Raw genomic sequence first — 18073 nt, 5'->3', positions numbered from 1 at the left:
TCAGAGGGTGCTATCCATCCCCACCGTATAGACGGTAGGGAATTCCGCACCTTACGTTAAAACCTTTACGGCATTTAAATCCAATCGAAGTCACTTTGCCCCTGGGGATCTGCGCCGCCGAGGCGACCGGGAAGACGGAAATTCTCTTCCCTTCCAGCTTTTCTTGCTCTGGGGGAAGCGATAGTCCCGCTGCTATTTTTCTCTCCGCCTGGCCAGGCTTAAGCTGGGAAGGGAAGTGCAGCGGCTGAAGCCATGACCGTTTCTGAGCATCAACCCAAGCAACGCTTTGAACAGCAAGCCGGTGGGCTGACTTCTCGCCGCCTTTTGAAGGGATCCATCATCGGCGCCGGTCAGGTGGGCATGGCCTGCGCCTACGCGATGGTGATCCAGAACACCCTCGATGAGCTGGTTCTTCACGACATCGACCGGGCCAAGCTGGAAGGGGAAGTGATGGATCTGGTGCACGGGATCCCTTTTGTGGAGCCGACGCGGATCTGGGCGGGAGAGCTGGCCGATTGCGCCGGCTCAGACGTCGTGATTGTGACGGCGGGAGCCAAGCAGCGGCCTGGAGAAACCCGCTTGGATTTGGTTCACCGCAACGTTGAGATTTTCAAAAGCCTGATCCCGGCCTTGATGGAGCATTGCCCCAGCGCCATTTTCCTGGTGGTGAGCAACCCCGTCGATATCATGACCTATGTTTCCCTGAAGTTATCGGGGCTGCCGGCGGGGCAGGTGTTGGGGTCGGGCACGGTGTTGGATACGGCCCGCTTTCGCTATCTTTTGGCCCAGCGGCTGGGGGTGGATCCGCGCAGCCTGCACGCCTACATCATCGGCGAACATGGGGATAGCGAGGTGGCCGTCTGGAGCAAGGTGAACATTGCCGGCACGCCGATTGGCGAGCTCTCGCCGGAGTGGGATCCCGCCCATTTGGGCGACATCTTCGAGCAGGTGCGCAATGCCGCCTATGAGATCATCCGCCGCAAAGGGGCCACCAGCTATGCCATTGGTCTGGGGGTGACGCAAATTGTCCAGGCCCTGGTACGGGATCAGCGGCGCGTTTTAACCGTGAGCAGCCTCACCCAGGGGGAGTATGGTCTGCCGGAGGTCTGCCTTAGTTTGCCGAGAGTGGTCGGTCGGCAAGGGGTGGAGCGCACGCTGGTCATGTCCCTCACCGAGAGCGAGCAACAGCAATTGCACCGCTCGGCCCACATCTTGCGGCAAGTCATTGACAGCATTCAGTGGTAGCTTAGATTCTCTTTGCTTTTGATCCAGGCTGTGGGAGGCGGCGTTGGGTTCGCTATGGCTGGAACCGGCAGCAGAAGGTGGTCTGGGGAAGCAGAGGGGCAACGGGCGCAGCAAGCCCAACCTGAGAAAGGCTGCCTTGCACCGCCTTGGGCAGGGATCCCGCTGCAGAAGGGTCTCGGCCAGCGGCTGCGGCAACATGTCAACCCTCTGCAGGCGCAATACCAGCAGCCTGCTTCTCCACCCCACTGGGAACGGGTGTACCGGCGGCTGGGGCAACCCTTTCACTTGGATATCGGCAGCGGGAGCGGACGCTTTCTGCTGCGCCTGGCCCAGGAACAGCCGGATTGGAACTTTTTGGGCGTGGAGATTCGGCAGCCGCTGGTGGAGCGGGCCAATGCTTGGCGGGACGAGCTGGGGCTAGATAACGTCCATTTCCTCTTTGCCAACATCAACGTCTCCCTGCGCCATCTATTTGCCCCTGGAGATCTCAGCCGGGTTACCATCCAATTTCCGGATCCCTGGTTCAAAAAGCGCCATCACAAACGGCGGATCGTCCAGCCCCAACTGGTGGCGGATCTGGCCCTGCTGCTGCAACCGGGCAGCCCTGTTTTTTTGCAGTCGGACGTGCAGGAAATTGCCGAGGAGATGGTTGCTCGTTTCCTAGAGCATCCGCAGTTTTGGGATCCCTGCCAGGGGCCCATCGATGACAACCCCTTTGGTATTCCTACCGAGCGGGAGTGGCAGTGCCTGCAGTTGGGGCTGCCCATCTACCGGTATTGGCTAGAGCGCCGCTGACCCCTCCGGCTAAAGCCAATAGAAGCTAGGATATAACCCGCTGGAGTTGCCTCTGTTGCTGCCATGTCTCCCTCTGAAGCCACGGCCTCTGTCGATCCCTTTTCCGCTTGGCTTTCTGTTCGCCGTGGGATCCTCAACCTGCTGAGCCTATTGGCCCTTTTGATTGTCGGGCTTTCACTTTCCAGCAGTTGGTTTCAGCCGCCGCCCCAAACGCAGTTGGATCTGTTGCAAACCCATCTCGCCCTGCAGGCTGCCCGCACCTTAGATGATCCCCGCTATCAGGATCTGGCGCAGGCTCTGCTAGGGCGGAACGTTTTCGAGCTGGCCAACAATCGCTACCGGCAGGTGGCCGACAACTACGCCGAACGCCTGAAGCGGCTAAAACGGGTGGCGCGGCTGGAAACAGTGGGCGAACCCGAGTTGGCTAGGATGTCGGATGAAGTGGGGCCGGCCCAAGCGCCGGCAGTGGATCCCGTCCTGCTGGCCTCTGCCCAGGATCTGCAGGCAGAGCTGGACGCCCTGCGGCTACGCCTGGGCTTGCTCTACGCTTACCAGAAGGATCTGGAGGCGGCCCAGCAGCAGTGGCAGCAGATAGTCGATCCAGAACGTCCCTTGGAGCTGGAATCCGGCCAGAAGGGGGTGGCACAGGTTTTACAAGGGCTGTGGGGAACGCCACGGCGCATTCTGCCCGAGGCTGAGGTGCAGATCCGCAACCACCTAGACGGCTGGTTTGAGGCAGTGGCCTTGCAACAGCTCTACCGGCTGCAACAGCGCAGCGACAGCCTCAATGCCCTCAACCAGGAGCAGGAAAAATTGGCCTTGGCAGCTCTGTTTCGGCTGACGGTGGTGGGCGGGATCCCCGTGCTGGGGGCGCTGCTGGGGCTAATCCTCCTGTTGGGTTGGCTGGGCTGGAGCTTCTGGCGCCAACGTCCTCTTGTGGGCCCGCCGTGGGAGGTGCCTTGGCCGGGGATCGGGGCGCAGGCGGTGTTGACCGGCTGGTTTTTGGGGTTTATTCTCCTCAATGCGCTGGTGCCCCGCCTTTACACGGTCCTGCTGGGTTTGGGGGCACAACGGCTCAGCCCTTGGCATCAGGCGGTGACCCTGTTTCTCACCTACAACGCCGGCGCTCTGCTGGGGGCAGCCCTGTTGTACCGGCTTCTCCGGCTCTATCCCGGTTGGCAGAAGGCGTTGCAGGTGCGGCTGTGGGGCCCTTGGCCGCTTTGGGGCCTATGCGGCTACTGGGTGGCCCTACCTTTGGTGGTGCTGGCAGCGGCGCTGTCGCAGTTGCTGCTGCCCCAAGCAGGGGGTGGGAACCCCATCTTGCCGCTGCTGCTGGACAGCCACGGCTGGGGGGCGCGCTTGCTGTTTTTGGCCGTGGTGTCTGTCTGTGCCCCCGTTTTTGAGGAGGTGCTGTTCCGGGGCTTTTGGCTGCCTACGCTGAGCCGCTACTTGCCGATGGGGGCAGCCATCTTGCTCAGTGCCTTCACTTTTGCCCTTGCCCACCTCAACCTTTCCGATCTGCTGCCGCTGACCATGCTAGGGGTGGTGCTGGGGGTGGTGTACAGCCACAGCCGCAACCTGTTGGCCCCCATCCTGCTGCACAGCCTCTGGAATACGGGATCCCTGGTCACGCTACTGGTGCTGGGGGACGCTTCCTGAGGGGAGTTGGGCTTACTTTTTCTTGCCGAAGAGGCGGCTCCAGAAGCCGCTGTTGTCTTCTTTGCGCGGCGGTGGCACGATTTTCTGGGCCTGGGAGGTCTGGCGGCTGGCCGAGGGGACAGGAACCGGCTGCTGGGTGGTGACCTGCTGCAACCAGCGGCGCACCTCCGCCATCAACTCGGCGTTGCCCGGCTCAAGGCGGCTGGCCTGCAGGAAGTCGGCTTTGGCCATACCAGCGTTGCCCTGCTTGAGGTGGGCGATACCCCGGTGCAGATAGTAGCGGGCCACGTTGGGCTGGGCGCTAATGGCAAAGTTCAAGTACTGAATGGCAACCCGGTACTGCTTGCGCTCGATCATGTCCAGCGCCTGCAGGAAGCGAGTCTCAGCGGGGCTGAGTTGCGGAGTTGGGGGCGGGGTGGGCGGGGCAGTAGGAGACGGAACGGGGGAGCCGGTCGGGATCCCACCCAAGGTGGTGCGGCTGGGGGAAGGGGTTGGGATCCCAGTCAGGGTGGTGGTTCTGGCGGCAGGAGTCGGGATTCCCTTGTAGCCGGCCTTGAGCAGTAAATAGGCTAGGTTTAGCTCACTCAGTTGCTCGGTTTTCTCCAGCAGCGTGGCCATGGAGCTGTATTGCTCTTTGGCCAGCTTCTCCACCCGCCGGACGTATTCTTCCTGCCAATCGGCACACTCGGCCAGGCCTTTGACGGCTTCTCCAGTGGGCCACAGATCGGGGGGCGGCGACTCCAGCAGGCGTTGAACGCGCAGCTTGAGCACAGTCTCGTATTCTGACCGTTCCCGCTCCTTGGCCAGCACCTCGTTGGCTGGGCTGACCAGCTTGGCAAAGAGGACGTTGGCCCGCTCTGCCCCTTCCGGATCCCCGACAAACCGATCCGGGTGCAGGGCCTTGGCCGCCTGCAAGTAGCCGCGCCGGATCCCCTTGGAGTCGGCGGTGAGGGGTACGCCCAAGATGGCGAAATGGTCCGTCTCGTAGCGGGCTAGTCCTCGGCTGAGGCGGGGGACATCAGAGTTGGATCCCATAGTTGCCACTTCTCCAAGATGCGTTGCAAAGTTCCGTTCTCGGTCAGGATTGCGATTGCCCCATCCACGGCTTCCTTCAGGGAAGGATGCTGCGAGGATACCACGCCCACCAGAGGAATCGGGAACAGAGGCGGCCCCGCCAGGCGCAGCCGGGATCCCGCCTGGCGCAGGCTCAGGGCGGCAACAGGCTGATCGACAAGTACGGCATCCAACTGGCCGGCCTGGAGCTGAGCAAACAGGCGCTCCGGGTTGCTGGTGGCAAAAAGACGAATGGCGTTGCCCCGCCTCTCGTTGTACGCCTCCAACAGAGCTGCTCCCGTACTGTTCACTACAATGCCCACTTTGCGGCCAAATAATTGCGACAGCGCCTCAATGGGAGTTTCCCCTGGCCCCGGATCCCGTACCACCAAGCGCTGCGGGCTGAGGTAGTAGGGCCGGGTGGCTAGAAATTGCTGCGGATCCAAGCCCAAAGCTTCCCGTGCCCCCCAAATGAGATCCACCTCATCCGCTTGCAAAGCCGCCAACTGCTGACTCCAAGCCACGTAGACGGGCTCCACCTGCACCTGCAGCGTCTGGGCAAGCGCCTCCAGGATCTCCCACTCGAAGCCGGCGTAGGTTTGCCGCTCTAGGTCGGTGTAGAGGTAAGCCGGGCCCAGGCTGGGATCCAGGCCAACCCGGATGCGCCCCCGCGCCTGAATTTCGGCCCAACGGGAATCGGGGGGCTGGGCTCGCTCGACTGCAGGGACGGCTGGGGCTGGCTTTGGGGCAGGCTGAGGGTAGGCCGGGATCCCCAAGAGAAGCGCCAGGCCAAATCCTGCCGCCCAGCAACAACGCCGAAGTGTTTTCCCGGCCAAGCTATCTCTCTGACCTTGGGAAGGAGCCATAAGGGCCTGTGCGTAAAGCTTACCCAATTTTTGCCTGAACTTTACCTCATCTTTATCTTTGGCCGTTTCGCTCTCGAGGCCGCCGCATGGGGAAGGAGACCGGCAGGGGGCTGACCTGGGCCAGTTCTTCCTGAAGAGCAGCGTGTAACCAGCCGTTGCTGGCCAGCAGGCGGCCACTGTACACATCCACCGGGCTGCCATCGTAGGCAGTGACCTTGCCGCCGGCCTCTCGCACCAAGACAATCCCAGCGGCAATGTCCCAGGGGGAGAGACCTCGCTCCCAATAGCCGTCCAACTGGCCGGTGGCCACGTAGGCCAAGTCCAGGGCAGCCGATCCGCCCCGGCGCACTCCCTGGGTGAGGTGGGTGAAGTGGCAGAACTCAGCGTAGTTGTTGTCCGGGGTTTCGCGCCGGTCATAGGCAAAGCCGGTTACCAAGAGGCTGCGGGAGAGTTCGGTAGTAGAGGAGACGCGGATGGGCTGGCGGTTGCGGGTGGCTCCCATCCCCTGCACAGCGCGAAAGAGATCCCCGCGAAAGATGTCGCAGACCACTCCTAGCACCGGCTCCCGCCCCTCCAGCAGACCAATAGAAACGGCAGCAAAGGGATAGCCGTGGGCAAAGTTGGTGGTGCCATCGAGGGGATCGATCATCCAGGCGTAGGTGCCCTGCGGGGATCCCTGCTGGCCGGATTCTTCCGTCAAGATCACGTCTTCGGGGAAGTGCCGCCTCAAGATTTTTATGATCAGCTCCTCGGAAGCGCGATCCGCTGTCGTCACCAGGTCGCCCGGGCGTTTCTCCTCAATGGCAAGGTTGCCCCCCACGTAACTGCGCAGCAAAGCCCCTGCCTCCAGAGCCGCCTCTGTGGCCACATCCAACCGACGCAACAGGGCCTCCGTCACACCCACACCTCAAGGCTACAAACCTGCTACCCAGAATAGCCCGCCCGCGGCCAAGGCTGTGGCTCCCAAGGGATCCCTGACAACAGGAGCAGGCCCAACCTGAGCTCCCATTTTTGGAGAAATGGAGTATCTCCAAAACCGCCTGTGGTGTATAGTAGAGTACATAAGGCTTGTGGGTTTTCCGACAGCCTGCCGAGGCCAATTGGAAAGGGTAGGAAGGGTAGGATTTTGAGGAACTCTAAGGTTTAAGGGCTTAGACTTGAAGAGCTAGGCTGCCGGGCATACGGTTGAGCGTCGAGGAGGAAACGCTGTTGCCACAGAGCTACGACGACTTTTTGACCTCCATCACAGAGGTGAGCGAGGGGAGTTCTCTTTCCAGCCAGGGCTTTGACCTGCCGTTGGATCTGTTCGACCAAGTCCCTGAGCAGCCGTTGTCTCACCCGGAGTTTACCCTGTCCGTCTGCCATCCTGTGCGGCCCTGCAGCTACATCCTGCGGGAAAGCATTTACACGGTTGGCCGGGATCCCTCGAATGCCATCCAGATCGTCAACCGCTTCGTCTCCCGCCGCCACGCCTATTTGGTGCGAGTGCCCACCAAGTCCAATCGCACAGGGTTTACGTATTGTCTAGTCGACGGCAACCGCAAGGGGCAGTCCAGCACCAACGGGGTGTTCGTCAACGGTACGCGGGTAGCTACCCATTACTTGAGGAGTGGCGATGTTATCTACTTTGGGCCGGAGATCCGCGCCTACTTCTTCGAGGTGGCCCGCATTCCCCATCTGCCCAACCCTTTTGAGGTCAACTCTGATCTCAGCAAAGGATCCCAGCAGGGATCCAACTCCGTTCTCGACAATCCAGGAGGTCGCCGTAGCCCGTTGACAGATCCAAAGCTGCATCGTTAGATTAGTTAAGCCAGTTAATCACCGTGAATTGGGGCATCGCCAAGCGGTAAGGCAGCGGGTTTTGGTCCCGCCATTCGGTGGTTCGAATCCATCTGCCCCAGTCTTAAGTTGCGCCGAGCCTGCCCGCGAAACGAGAGAGGGTCTTCTGGCCTGACCTCCTTCCCAGGGCTGGGAAGTGGTGGGCCGGCGGAGGGTTGTGCTTTTTGGGTCAGCTGGGCAGCGGCTTTAGCTGCGGGAGAGGTATCCACCGACCCGGCGTGGCCGGCTTAGGGGAGAAGGTGGACAACCGGCAAGCGAGGGAAAGGGATCCAGATGAGCGGTGCCTGCCGATCCTTAATGGTGGTGGGGACTTCTTCCCACGTAGGCAAAACCCTTTTGGTAGCTGCCCTCTGTCGCCTCCTGAAAAAGGCGGGGAAGAAGGTTGCCCCTTTCAAGGCCCAGAACATGTCCCTCAACGCCTACGTCACCCCGGAGGGCAAAGAGATTGCCTATGCGCAGGCTCTGCAAGCTTGGGCCGCCGGGATCCCGCCCGCGGTGGAGATGAATCCGATTTTGCTCAAACCCCAGGGCAACCTGACTTCCCAGATCGTCTTGAACGGCGTGGCAGTAGATACCTGTCGCGCCAGGGAGTACTACGAGCGCTGGTTTGCGCCAGCCTGGGAGGCGGTGAAAACAGCCCTGGCCCGTTTGCAACAGCAGTACGAGTGGATTATCTGCGAGGGGGCAGGCAGCCCGGCAGAGGTCAACCTCAAACACCGGGATCTGGCCAACATGCGGGTTGCCCTCCATCTGGGATCCCCCACTTGGCTGGTGGCCGACATCGACCGGGGCGGGGCGCTGGCCCACGTGGTGGGCACGCTGCAATTGCTGGAGCCGGCAGAGCGGGCCCTGATCCGCGGTATTGTCATCAACAAGTTTCGCGGCGCGCGGGAGCTGTTGCAGCCTGGCCTGGATTGGCTGGAGAGCTATACCGGGATGCCGGTGGTGGGGGTTCTGCCCTGGCTGGATTGGGTGCTGCCGCAAGAGGATTCAATGGGCCTTGAGGCCGGCCCGCAACTCTGGGAAGATCGCCGCCCCCGGCGCCAAGCTTTGGGGAAAGACTGTTTGGAGATCGCGGTGGTTCGCCTGCCCCAGGTGGCCAATTTCTCCGATTTCGACCCCTTGCTGGCGGAGCCTAGCGTCCATCTGCGCTGGGTTCACCCCGGCCAAAGCCTGGGATCCGCGGATGTGGTCATCCTACCCGGCAGCAAGACTACCCTCAAGGATCTGCTTGTGCTGCGTCAGAGCGGCTTGGCTGACCAACTGCGCCACTATTGCGGCCACATTGTTGGCATCTGCGGCGGGCTGCAGATGTTGGGGCAAACCATCGCCGATCCCGCCGGCCTAGAGGGAGTTGCCGGCACCTACCCCGGGCTGGGCTTCCTACCGCTGACTACCGTCTTGCAACCCACCAAGGTTACCCAGCAGGTGCAGACACAAATCTGCTGGCCCACCCCTGCCCCCGTCCAGGGGTATGAAATTCATCAGGGATCCACCCAGGCCGATTCCTCTAGCTGCCTGCCAATCTTCGAGCAAGAAGGCCTGGGTTGGCGGGATCCCACCGGCCGAGTCTGGGGCAGCTATCTACACGGCCTCTTCGACAACCACCGCTGGCGGCGCCACTGGCTCAACTGGCTGCGCCGACAAAAAGGCTGGGATCCCTTGCCGGAGTTGGACGGCCACTACGCCCAGCAACGGGAAGAACTGCTGGATCGTCTGGCAGAGGCCTGGCGGCCTCATCTGGATTTGCAGCACCTCCTGGAATAGGCCGGGGAATTGCCAAGGTCTGCAAGAATGTATTCTGGACGGAAACTGCCTTCTCCTCTGGCCTATGCGGCTTCTGGTTACAGGCGGCGCGGGCTATATCGGCAGCCACACCTGCAAAGCCCTGGCAGCCCACGGCCACCTGCCCATTGTCTACGACAACCTGGTTTACGGTCACCCCTGGGCTGTTCGCTGGGGGCCTTTGGCAATTGGCGACATTGCCGATCGGGAGCGGCTGGATCAGGTTATCCGCCAGTACCGCCCTGAAGGGGTGATTCACTTTGCCGCCTACGCCTACGTGGGCGAGTCGGTCAAGGATCCGGGCAAATACTACCGCAACAACGTGGCCGGATCCCTAACTCTACTAGAGGCCATGCGGGATCACGGGATCCCCTACCTGGTGTTCTCCAGCACCTGCGCCACCTACGGCGTGCCGGAGCAGATCCCCATCCCGGAAACCCACCCCCAGCGCCCCATCAACCCCTACGGACAGAGCAAACTCATGGTGGAGCAGATGCTGCGGGACTTCCAGGCCGCCCACGGGATCCGGTTTATCAGCCTGCGCTACTTCAACGCCGCCGGCGCCGATCCCGACGGAGAAATCGGCGAAGCCCATGACCCCGAAACCCACCTCATCCCCTTGGTGCTGGAAGTCGCCGCTGGCCAACGCCCCCACATCACCGTTTTTGGCGATGACTACAACACCCCTGATGGTACCTGTATCCGCGACTACATCCATGTCGCCGACCTGGCGCAGGCTCATGTGTTGGCCTTAGAAGCGCTGGCGTCTGGCCGGCCTGTGCAGGCAGCCTACAACCTGGGCAATGGCCAGGGCTTCTCCGTCCAGGAGGTGATCGCCGCGGCAGCAGCGGTAACCGGAAGACAGATCCCGGCGCAAATTGGGGCCCGCCGACCGGGGGATCCCCCCTGCCTGGTGGGCGATGCCGCGGCCATCCAGCGGGATCTCAACTGGCAGCCCCGCTATGCCGACTTGGCCGAGATCGTGCAGACAGCTTGGCGCTGGCACCAAAAGCGGCCCTATTTTGCCAAGGCCACACCTCTGCTCCGGGGGGCCTGACCCAACTGGGATGGCGATCCGAGGATCCAGCAGTACGATCAGGGGAGATCGCCCCCTGCCCATTTCCCGGCTTCCCATGGACAGCCAGATCGCCCCAAACACCCTTGTGGTTGTCATGACCACGGTAGGATCCGAGGCCGACGCCCATCGTTTGGCCCACACTCTAGTGGCCGAGCGCTACGTGGCCTGTGCCCAGGTGCTGCCACCGATAACCTCCTATTACCGCTGGCAGGGATCCCTGCAGAGGGAAGCCGAATTTTTGCTGTTGCTCAAATTGCCCTCTACTGCTTATCCCCGCCTGGAGCAGCGGCTGCGGGAGCTCCACCCCTACCAAGAGCCGGAGATCCTGGCTATCCCAGCTAGCCACGTCAGTACAACCTATTTGGCTTGGGCCCGAGAGCAGGTAGGGTAAGGAAAAGCAGTACCCCCCTTGAACCATGATCGCCCTCTATCCCGGCAGCTTTGACCCGATCACCCTTGGGCACCTCGATATCATCGAGCGGGCCAGCCGCCTATTTTCCAAGGTGATCGTCGCCGTCTTGAAAAACCCCAACAAAACCCCTCTGTTCAGCCCGGAGCAGCGGCAGTCGCAGATTAGCCTCTCCACCGCCCACCTGAAAAACGTTGAAGTCGATACTTTTTCCGGCCTGACGGTGGCTTACGCCCGCCAACGGGGGGCAAAAGTTATCGTGCGCGGCTTGCGCGTCTTGTCCGACTTTGACGTGGAACTGCAGATGGCCCACACCAACAAGCTGCTGGCCCCCGAGCTGGAAACCCTCTTCCTCGCCACCGCCAGCGAACACAGCTTCGTCAGCAGCAGCCTGGTCAAGGAGGTGGCCAAGCTAGGCGGTCCCATCGATCACCTGGTGCCCCCACCGGTGGTTCAAGATCTGCGGGAGCGTTTTCCCTTAACTGGATGAAGGGATCCCTGCCTGCGAAAACAGGGCCTTCAGCTCTTGCAACGTCTTTCTCACCTTGGCCTGGGCCACCTCCACCTCCGGCTGGTCGTAGGCTTTGGCGGCAAAGTCCAGTTGCTCCAAGCCGCGGCCCATTTCTTTGGCCAGGCGCAGCATCTCTCGCTTTTGCTTGTCTGGCAGGGTGGATGCTAGGCCGTTCAAGGTCTTACGGGTCATGCCCATCGGCCCATGAATGTAGGAGCGGATCTCCAGCCAGTCCTCGGCGTCTACCAGGCTCTGCAGCCGCTCCACCTGTTGCTCCAGTTGTTGCAGCTCTCGGGGCAAGGCGGCAGCCGCCTGGACAGGAAGGGATCCCAGCCACAGCCCCAACGTCAGAATGGCAACCAGCAACACGCTTTGCCAACGACGCATCATTCTCTACCTCCCGCCTGCCTCCAACAGGCTCGATGTCTCAGTCATCACTTTCTCGGCAACCAATAGTGTACCTGTTGACTGCACCTTGGGCTCTTCGCCCTCCTGGGAGAGGACAGGAAATCGGTTAATCTAGTCTTGTAAAAGAATGTAAATGGTGCTCTGATGCAACGCATCATCCTCATGACCGGCAAGGGTGGGGTTGGCAAGACCTCCGTGGCAGCGGCAACCGGCTGGCGTTGTGCTGAGCTAGGCCTAAAGACCCTGGTTCTGAGCACTGATCCAGCCCACTCCTTAGCCGACAGTTTCGACCAGCCCTTGGGCCACGAGCCGGTGGAGGTCAAGCCCAACCTCTGGGGAGCAGAGCTGGACGCCCTGCAGGAGCTGGAGCTGAACTGGGGATCCGTCAAGACCTACATCACGCAGGTGCTGCAGGCCCGCGGGCTGGACGGCGTGCAGGCGCAGGAGCTGGCAGTGCTGCCGGGGATGGACGAGATCTTTGCCCTGGTGCGGGTTAACCGCCACTACGACGAGGGTAAGTTTGATGTGCTAATCATTGACTCCGCTCCCACCGGCACGGCCTTGCGCCTTTTGAGCCTGCCCGATGTTTCCGGGTGGTACATGCGCAAGTTTTACAAACCTCTGCAGGGGTTGGCGCGGGTCCTGCGTCCCATCGCCGAGCCCATTGTTAAAGGGCTAACAGGGATCCCCCTGCCGGATGACCAGGTGCTGGATGCCCCCTACGAGTTCTACCAAAAGATCGAGCGGCTGGAGCGCATCCTCACCGACAACGGCATCACTTCCGTGCGCCTGGTCACCAACCCAGAGAAGATGGTGATCAAGGAGTCGCTGCGGGCGCATGCCTACCTCAGCCTCTACGGCGTCGCCACCGACCTAGTGATCGCCAACCGTATTTTGCCGGAAGGGGTGGTGGATCCCTACTTTGCTGCCTGGAAAGCCGCTCAACAGAGATATCGCCGGGAGATCCACGAGAACTTTGCCCCTCTGCCTGTGGTGGAGATCCCGCTTTACCCAGAGGAGCTGGTGGGGTGGGAGGCCCTGGCCCGCCTGAAAAAAGACCTGTGGGGGGATCGCAACCCGGCCGAGGTTTTCTATGCCGAGCAGACGATACAGGTGGTTACCGACAACGGCCAGTACCGCCTGGATCTCTACTTGCCCGGGGTCCCGAAAGAGCAGGTGGAGTTAAGCAAAACCGGCGACGAGCTCAACATCCGCATTGGCAACCACCGCCGCAACCTGGTGTTGCCTCAAACCCTGGCCGCCATGAAGCCGGCGCGGGCCAAAATGGAAGAGGACTACCTGCGCATTCATTTTGCTGCTTGAGCTGGGATCCTTTTCCCTGGAGGCTGCGATGCACCACTCCCCAAACCCCTCGCTAACCCTGGCTCCCATCCATGTGGTGGGCGGAGGGCTGGCAGGGACGGAGGCCGCCTGGCAAATTGCCCAGTTGGGGGTGCCCGTCATCCTCTCGGAGATGCGCCCTGTGCGGCAAAGCCCAGCCCACCACACCGATCAACTGGGAGAGCTGGTGTGCAGCAATTCCTTTGGGGCCCTAGCCAGCGATCGGGCGGCAGGGCTGCTCAAGGAGGAGCTGCGCCAACTGGGATCCCTGGTTATCGCCACCGCTGATCGCCACGCCGTGCCAGCCGGGGGAGCCCTGGCCGTGGATCGGGCTCGCTTTAGCCAGGCCCTGACGGAGGCCATTGCCAACCACCCCCTCATCACCCTGCGTCGGGAAGAGGTAACCGAGATCCCGGAAGGGATAGCCGTTCTCTGCACCGGCCCGCTGACCAGTGAGCCCCTAGCCAAGGCGCTGCAAGCCTTCACGGGCCTGGAATACCTAAGTTTTTTTGACGCTTCCAGCCCCATTGTTACTGGGGATTCCCTTAACCGGGCAGTGGTGTTTCAGGCCTCCCGCTACGACAGAGGGGAAGCGGCCTACCTCAACTGCCCCATGACGGAGGCGGAGTACGAGCGCTTCTGGCAGGCGCTGGTGGAGGCAGAACAGGTGCCCCTCAAGGATTTTGAAAAAGAGGAGCGCAAGTTTTTCGAAGGCTGCCTGCCCATTGAAGAAATGGCCCGCCGCGGCAAAGATACTCTCCGCTTTGGTCCCTTGAAGCCGGTGGGGCTGGTGGATCCGCGCACGGGAACCCGGCCCTATGCGGTGGTGCAGCTCCGCCAGGAGGACAAAGCAGGCAAGCTGTGGAACTTGGTGGGCTTTCAAACCAATTTGAAGTGGGGAGAACAGCAGCGGGTCTTTCGCCTCATTCCCGGCTTGGAAGCGGCGGAGTTTGTCCGCTTTGGCGTCATGCACCGCAATACCTTTTTGAACTCGCCGCGGCTTTTGCTGCCTACGTTGCAATTTCGCCGCCGGCCAACCCTGTTTGCTGCCGGCCAGTTGGTGGGCACCGAGGGCTACGCCTGCGCTGTGGCGGGAGGGTGGCTGGCCGGGCAGAACGCCGCCCGCCTGGCCCTGGGGCTGCCTTTGATCACGCTGCCCCCAGAGACAATGATGGGATCCCTATTTCAGTTCATCAGCAGCGCCAATCCCAAGTACTTCCAGCCCATGCCAGCCAATTTTGGCCTCCTGCCGGAGCTGGAGGGGCAGAAGGTTCGCAGTAAACAAGAGCGCTACGGTCGTTACCGGGATCGCGCCTTGGCTGCGCTGGCGGCAACGGGGCTAGTGCGCCAAGCGCAAACGGCCTGAGTTCCCTACCCTCCCCAAGCCAATGGCCAGCTAGCCTGAAACCTAAAGGAGGGATCCCGTGCCTATCCTGGTTCTCAACGCCGGCTCCAGCAGCCTCAAAGTCTCTCTCTTTGCAACTGTTGAAGGCAAGGTGGAGACCACCCCCCTCTGGCAGGCGCAGGTGGACTTTGCCTACCAACCTGGCAAGGCGCTCATCCAAACGCGGCGGCAGGATGGCCCCTGGGAGCCTTTTCGCCCCCCTTCCCCCCCAGCCGGCATTGGCGATTTGGCTCCTCTCTTCCAAAGCCTCTGGCAAGGCGAGGGATCCCTGCTGGCAGGGGCAACGGAGATCAACGCCATCGGCCACCGGGTGGTGCATGGGGGATCCCTCTACCACCAGCCCACCGTGATCACGCCCGAGGTGGAAGAAGCCATCGAACAGCTAAGCCCCCTGGCCCCAGCCCACAACCCTGCTGCTCTTGAGGGCATTCGCCTCCTGCGCCGGCTGTTGCCCGGGATCCCGCAGGTGGCCGTTTTCGACACCGCCTTCCACCAGCAGATGCCCCCGGCAGCCGCCCTCTATCCCCTTCCCTACGCCTGGGCCGAGCAGGGGATCCGCCGCTATGGTTTTCACGGCATCAACCACGAGCACTGCGCCCGCCGCGCCGCCGAGATCTTGAACCGGCCTCTAGAGGAGTTGCGGCTCATCACCTGTCACTTGGGCAATGGCTGTTCTCTGGCAGCCATTCGCGGGGGCCGCAGTGTCGACACTACCATGGGCTATACCCCCCTAGAGGGCTTGATGATGGGATCCCGCTCCGGCTCGGTGGATCCGGGGATTTTGATCCATCAGTTGCGCCGGGGCATGGACGTGGAGGAGCTTGACCGCATCTTGAACCGGGAATCCGGCTTGAAGGGCGTGTCCGGCCTCAGCAGCGACATGCGAGTTATCTTGGAAGCCATGCAGGCAGGCCATGCCCGCGCCGAGCTGGCCTTTAACCTCTTTGTCCACCGCCTGCGCAGCCAGATTGGGGCCATGCTCATGAGCTTGGATCGGCTGGATGCGTTGGTCTTCTCGGGCGGCATCGGGGAAAACGCCGCGCCAGTACGGGCAGCAGCCTGTGCCAACCTGGGCTTTTTGGGGATTCAAATCGACCCAGTTCTCAATGCTGGATCCCCGCGCAACTGCGACATCAGCACCTCTGATGCGCCAGTGCGAGTGCTGGTTATCTCCGCGCAGGAAGACTGGGCCATTGCCACCGCCTGCCAAAAACTGTTGCAAGGGGAATAGGCATTCTAGGCAGGTTTTCTCCTTGTCAACAACTGGCTCCGTAAGACCCTCCCCCGACTATGGGGCCAAGGCCGTGGGTAGGAGATCTGCTCCCCAAGAGAGGGGCTGAGGGATGCCGTGACCTCCTCTTGCACTCCTGATAATGCATGGAGGGCCGGCTTCAATCGCTTACGCCACGCTCTGCGAACGCTTCAAATCGTGTAGTCCCTTCCTCCTACCCCCGGCCCTGACTCTTACAGGGCGGGGCTTATCCACCCCCGCACCCCCAGCGGTTAAACTCGAAACCAGGCCCATTTCAAAGTCACGGGCAACTATGCAGTCTGCACAGCGCTTGCGCAGAGGGATCCCTCTGCTGTTGCTCCTAGGCGTCGGTTTGGCAGGATGTGGGGAGATGACCGGCAGCACCCCCCTGCCGACGCCGATACCGCCTCCCTCCCTCACCATCACCGATCTCTCGCCACGCACCGTCTCCGTAGGGCAAACCCCCACCTTTGTGGTCTCCTTCCGCGTCGAGGCCCCTGCCGGGATCCGCGGATCCAACGCTTTCTTGGCTGCCGTCACCACCCCGCTGGGTAACTTTGTCACCCTGGGGGCTTTCGACGCTTCCCAATTGCCCGGCTGCTTTGTCGGAGCCACCGCCTGTACGGTAACAGGGCTTACCCTGACGCAGAACCGCTTTACCGTTACCCAGACGGGATCCCATCAACTCACCATCAGCGTTTTCGATCGCCAGGAGCGGCTGGGCAGCGGCAGCTTTACCTTTAACGGCCTGCTCTGAAGCTCAAAAGCAGAATAGGGCCTTCAGCAGTTGCCAAGCAAAACGCCGCAGAGAATCTGCCAACGCAAGGGGTCTCCTCGCCATCGCAGACGTTGACGAGGCTTTGCTACTCTGAGGACAAAGCCATTTCCAGTAGCCATAGAACGGCTTGCTGGCCAATACCTGGACTTTCTTGGGGGAAAAGGCTGAGGGCCGCAAAGCATGGAAAAGCCTCTCCAGTCCTGGCCAAGCTCCACCAACTGAGAGCCCACCCAACCTCGAGAGGACTTGCCGATCCGGCAGAAACCTTTACAGGTCAGGGCCTTGCCGGTCAATGCTGAGCGGCAGTTTGACTTGCTACCTTAATGAAGGCTGCTGGCCGGACAGGCGCTAGATTGGCTCACCACCCATGGATACTCGCCTAATCAACATCGGCTTTGGCAATATCGTCGCCGCCGGGCGTGTTATCGCCATTGTCAGTCCTGAGTCAGCTCCCATCAAACGCATCATTAGCGACGCCCGCGAAAGAGGCCAGTTGGTGGACGCGACCTACGGTCGCCGCACCCGCGCCGTAATCATCACCGATTCCGGGCACGTCATCCTCTCGGCCATTCAGCCCGAAACCGTTGCCAACCGCTTCCTCACCGCCAAGGTTGGGCTGACGGAGGAACCTGAGTAAAAGCCTCACAAGCAGCCTGCGAGGCCGAGAGTGAGATATCCTAAAACAAACCAAACAAGCCAACTGTCCAGCCGTCCTTTGTCGCTCTCCGCCTATGGCAGTTTCTCCCACTACGCTCTCCTCGCTAACTCCCCCTGAGTGCCTGCAGCAACAGGAAGCCCCTCGGCCTCCTGCCACTCGCGGTCGCCTGGTGGTTTTGACAGGGCCAAGTGGGGTGGGCAAAGGCACCCTGGTCAGCCAACTGCGCCAGCGCCACCCCGAGCTGTACTTTTCCGTCTCAGTAACCACCCGCCCCCCCCGCCCTGGGGAACAGGAAGGCGTCAACTACTACTTCCGCACTCGCGAGGAGTTCCTCAACCTGATTGAAGCCGATGAGTTGTTGGAATGGGCCCAGTACGCAGGTAACTTTTACGGCACTCCCCGCGAGATCGTGTTCAAAAAACTCAGCCAGGGTCAGGATGTGCTGCTGGAAATTGAACTGGCCGGGGCCCGTCAGGTAAGACAACAGTGCCCCGATGCCATTCGCATCTTCCTGTCTCCTCCTTCGCTAGAAGAGCTCGAACGCCGCATTCGCGAACGCGGACAAGACTCTGAAGCCAGCATCCAACGCCGTCTGCAACAGGCTCGCAAAGAATTGGATGCCAAAGACGAATTCGACTACGTGATCGTCAACGACAATCTAGAGCAAGCTCTGCAGGAGTTGGAAGCCTTGCTTTATCCTCCCTCTCCAAGGAAGGGGCAATCCTAGGGGCTCTGCGACTCCACGCGCTTTTTTCCCGAGAGCTCGCGTCTTTTTTTAGCTAAAAATTGGAGGCATGAGGCTTGGCATCCACGCCAAGTGCTCGCATAGCACTGAATTGGCTCTAGAAACGCCACGGGTGCAAGTAGCCACACGGTAACTGTTGCCGAGAGCATCGGCAGCCGGCTTCTCAGGTGCGGAAACTCCTGTTCAGGCTTCACCAAGACAGGGTAGGGGGGGTGAATCTGAAGAGGAAGTATCTGCTGAGCCAGT

Annotated in this window: 18 protein-coding genes and 1 tRNA gene; 15 read left to right on the top strand and 4 right to left on the bottom strand. The window is 61.3% G+C overall.

All coding sequences use genetic code 11. From position 1 onward, the window contains the following. Positions 1–324 precede the first annotated feature (324 nt). The 3 genes from NW863_RS08165 (at position 325) to NW863_RS08155 (ending at position 3699) form a co-directional block, all read left to right on the top strand. The gene (locus NW863_RS08165) at positions 325–1245 is read left to right on the top strand and encodes an L-lactate dehydrogenase (protein ID WP_414365728.1); all 921 of its coding nucleotides are present in this window, start codon (positions 325–327) and stop codon (positions 1243–1245) included. 54 nt (positions 1246–1299) lie between these two features. Next, complete coding sequence (gene trmB, locus NW863_RS08160) at positions 1300–2040, top strand: tRNA (guanosine(46)-N7)-methyltransferase TrmB (RefSeq protein WP_414365727.1); 741 nt, start codon at positions 1300–1302, stop codon at positions 2038–2040. A 63-nt stretch (positions 2041–2103) separates the two neighbouring features. Further along, positions 2104–3699: a type II CAAX prenyl endopeptidase Rce1 family protein gene (locus tag NW863_RS08155; RefSeq protein ID WP_414365726.1), complete on the top strand. Its 1596-nt coding sequence runs from the start codon at positions 2104–2106 to the stop codon at positions 3697–3699. Between the two features lie 12 nt (positions 3700–3711). On the opposite strand, the gene NW863_RS08150 is transcribed toward NW863_RS08155, so the two are convergent. The 3 genes from NW863_RS08150 to NW863_RS08140 all read right to left on the bottom strand — a co-directional run bounded on the left by NW863_RS08150 (position 3712) and on the right by NW863_RS08140 (position 6522). Continuing rightward, the gene (locus NW863_RS08150) at positions 3712–4734 is read right to left on the bottom strand and encodes a DnaJ domain-containing protein (protein WP_414365725.1); all 1023 of its coding nucleotides are present in this window, start codon (positions 4732–4734) and stop codon (positions 3712–3714) included. Further along, positions 4692–5588: an ABC transporter substrate-binding protein gene (locus NW863_RS08145; RefSeq protein ID WP_414365724.1), complete on the bottom strand. Its 897-nt coding sequence runs from the start codon at positions 5586–5588 to the stop codon at positions 4692–4694. The genes NW863_RS08150 and NW863_RS08145 overlap by 43 nt, the downstream gene beginning before the upstream one ends. Before the next feature lie 82 nt (positions 5589–5670). Then, positions 5671–6522, bottom strand: coding sequence for an inositol monophosphatase family protein (locus NW863_RS08140; protein WP_414333754.1), 852 nt, complete (start codon positions 6520–6522; stop codon positions 5671–5673). Positions 6523–6803: 281 nt separating this feature from the next. On the opposite strand from NW863_RS08140, the gene NW863_RS08135 reads away from it, so the two are divergent. The 6 genes from NW863_RS08135 (at position 6804) to coaD (ending at position 11219) form a co-directional block, all read left to right on the top strand. Further along, positions 6804–7418: an FHA domain-containing protein gene (locus NW863_RS08135; RefSeq protein ID WP_414365723.1), complete on the top strand. Its 615-nt coding sequence runs from the start codon at positions 6804–6806 to the stop codon at positions 7416–7418. Between the two features lie 29 nt (positions 7419–7447). Next, a tRNA-Gln gene (locus NW863_RS08130) sits at positions 7448–7519 on the top strand. 211 nt (positions 7520–7730) lie between these two features. Next, entirely contained in the window at positions 7731–9224 is a 1494-nt protein-coding gene (locus NW863_RS08125) for a cobyric acid synthase (RefSeq protein WP_414365722.1), read from the top strand. A 64-nt stretch (positions 9225–9288) separates the two neighbouring features. Next, complete coding sequence (galE, locus tag NW863_RS08120; RefSeq protein ID WP_414365721.1) at positions 9289–10299, top strand: UDP-glucose 4-epimerase GalE; 1011 nt, start codon at positions 9289–9291, stop codon at positions 10297–10299. Positions 10300–10375: 76 nt separating this feature from the next. Beyond that, positions 10376–10711 (top strand): divalent-cation tolerance protein CutA, encoded by a 336-nt coding sequence (gene cutA / locus NW863_RS08115; protein ID WP_414365720.1) that lies wholly within the window; start codon positions 10376–10378, stop codon positions 10709–10711. Positions 10712–10736: 25 nt separating this feature from the next. Further along, a complete protein-coding gene (coaD, locus tag NW863_RS08110; RefSeq protein ID WP_414365719.1) occupies positions 10737–11219 on the top strand; it encodes a pantetheine-phosphate adenylyltransferase in 483 nt (160 codons plus the stop codon). Here coaD and psbQ read toward each other — a convergent pair. Further along, the gene (psbQ, locus tag NW863_RS08105; RefSeq protein WP_414365718.1) at positions 11208–11630 is read right to left on the bottom strand and encodes a photosystem II protein PsbQ; all 423 of its coding nucleotides are present in this window, start codon (positions 11628–11630) and stop codon (positions 11208–11210) included. The genes coaD and psbQ overlap by 12 nt on opposite strands. Before the next feature lie 162 nt (positions 11631–11792). Here psbQ and NW863_RS08100 point away from each other — a divergent pair, with 162 nt between their 5' ends. The 6 genes from NW863_RS08100 to gmk all read left to right on the top strand — a co-directional run bounded on the left by NW863_RS08100 (position 11793) and on the right by gmk (position 17809). Further along, complete coding sequence (locus NW863_RS08100; protein WP_414365717.1) at positions 11793–12971, top strand: TRC40/GET3/ArsA family transport-energizing ATPase; 1179 nt, start codon at positions 11793–11795, stop codon at positions 12969–12971. 28 nt (positions 12972–12999) lie between these two features. Further along, complete coding sequence (trmFO, locus tag NW863_RS08095; RefSeq protein ID WP_414365716.1) at positions 13000–14355, top strand: FADH(2)-oxidizing methylenetetrahydrofolate--tRNA-(uracil(54)-C(5))-methyltransferase TrmFO; 1356 nt, start codon at positions 13000–13002, stop codon at positions 14353–14355. Positions 14356–14413: 58 nt separating this feature from the next. Next, positions 14414–15625 (top strand): acetate kinase, encoded by a 1212-nt coding sequence (locus NW863_RS08090; RefSeq protein ID WP_414365715.1) that lies wholly within the window; start codon positions 14414–14416, stop codon positions 15623–15625. 313 nt (positions 15626–15938) lie between these two features. Further along, on the top strand, positions 15939–16403 hold the full coding sequence (locus NW863_RS08085) for a hypothetical protein (RefSeq protein WP_414365714.1): 465 nt from the start codon (positions 15939–15941) through the stop codon (positions 16401–16403). 388 nt (positions 16404–16791) lie between these two features. Then, on the top strand, positions 16792–17061 hold the full coding sequence (gene remA / locus NW863_RS08080) for an extracellular matrix/biofilm regulator RemA (protein WP_414365713.1): 270 nt from the start codon (positions 16792–16794) through the stop codon (positions 17059–17061). Between the two features lie 94 nt (positions 17062–17155). Then, positions 17156–17809 carry a guanylate kinase gene (gene gmk, locus NW863_RS08075; protein WP_414365712.1) on the top strand — a complete coding sequence of 218 codons (654 nt, stop codon included), beginning with the start codon at positions 17156–17158 and terminating at the stop codon, positions 17807–17809. Positions 17810–18073 lie beyond the last annotated feature (264 nt).

The sequence above is a fragment of the Synechococcus sp. B60.1 genome, assembly GCF_047462555.1.
In the GTDB taxonomy this organism is placed as follows: Bacteria; Cyanobacteriota; Cyanobacteriia; order Thermostichales; family Thermostichaceae; genus Thermostichus.
This window is presented reverse-complemented; position numbering and strand designations above follow the sequence as displayed.

Excerpts from the sequence above, each read along its gene's own strand:
- trmB (WP_414365727.1), top strand. The coding sequence starts at position 1,300 with ATGGCTGGAACCGGCAGCAGAAGGTGGTCTGGGGAAGCAGAGGGGCAA.
- NW863_RS08155 (WP_414365726.1), top strand. The coding sequence starts at position 2,104 with ATGTCTCCCTCTGAAGCCACGGCCTCTGTCGATCCCTTTTCCGCTTGG.
- NW863_RS08150 (WP_414365725.1), bottom strand. The coding sequence starts at position 4,734 with ATGGGATCCAACTCTGATGTCCCCCGCCTCAGCCGAGGACTAGCCCGC.
- NW863_RS08125 (WP_414365722.1), top strand. The coding sequence starts at position 7,731 with ATGAGCGGTGCCTGCCGATCCTTAATGGTGGTGGGGACTTCTTCCCAC.
- galE (WP_414365721.1), top strand. The coding sequence starts at position 9,289 with ATGCGGCTTCTGGTTACAGGCGGCGCGGGCTATATCGGCAGCCACACC.
- cutA (WP_414365720.1), top strand. The coding sequence starts at position 10,376 with ATGGACAGCCAGATCGCCCCAAACACCCTTGTGGTTGTCATGACCACG.
- coaD (WP_414365719.1), top strand. The coding sequence starts at position 10,737 with ATGATCGCCCTCTATCCCGGCAGCTTTGACCCGATCACCCTTGGGCAC.
- psbQ (WP_414365718.1), bottom strand. The coding sequence starts at position 11,630 with ATGATGCGTCGTTGGCAAAGCGTGTTGCTGGTTGCCATTCTGACGTTG.
- NW863_RS08100 (WP_414365717.1), top strand. The coding sequence starts at position 11,793 with ATGCAACGCATCATCCTCATGACCGGCAAGGGTGGGGTTGGCAAGACC.
- trmFO (WP_414365716.1), top strand. The coding sequence starts at position 13,000 with ATGCACCACTCCCCAAACCCCTCGCTAACCCTGGCTCCCATCCATGTG.
- NW863_RS08085 (WP_414365714.1), top strand. The coding sequence starts at position 15,939 with ATGCAGTCTGCACAGCGCTTGCGCAGAGGGATCCCTCTGCTGTTGCTC.
- remA (WP_414365713.1), top strand. The coding sequence starts at position 16,792 with ATGGATACTCGCCTAATCAACATCGGCTTTGGCAATATCGTCGCCGCC.
- gmk (WP_414365712.1), top strand. The coding sequence starts at position 17,156 with ATGGCAGTTTCTCCCACTACGCTCTCCTCGCTAACTCCCCCTGAGTGC.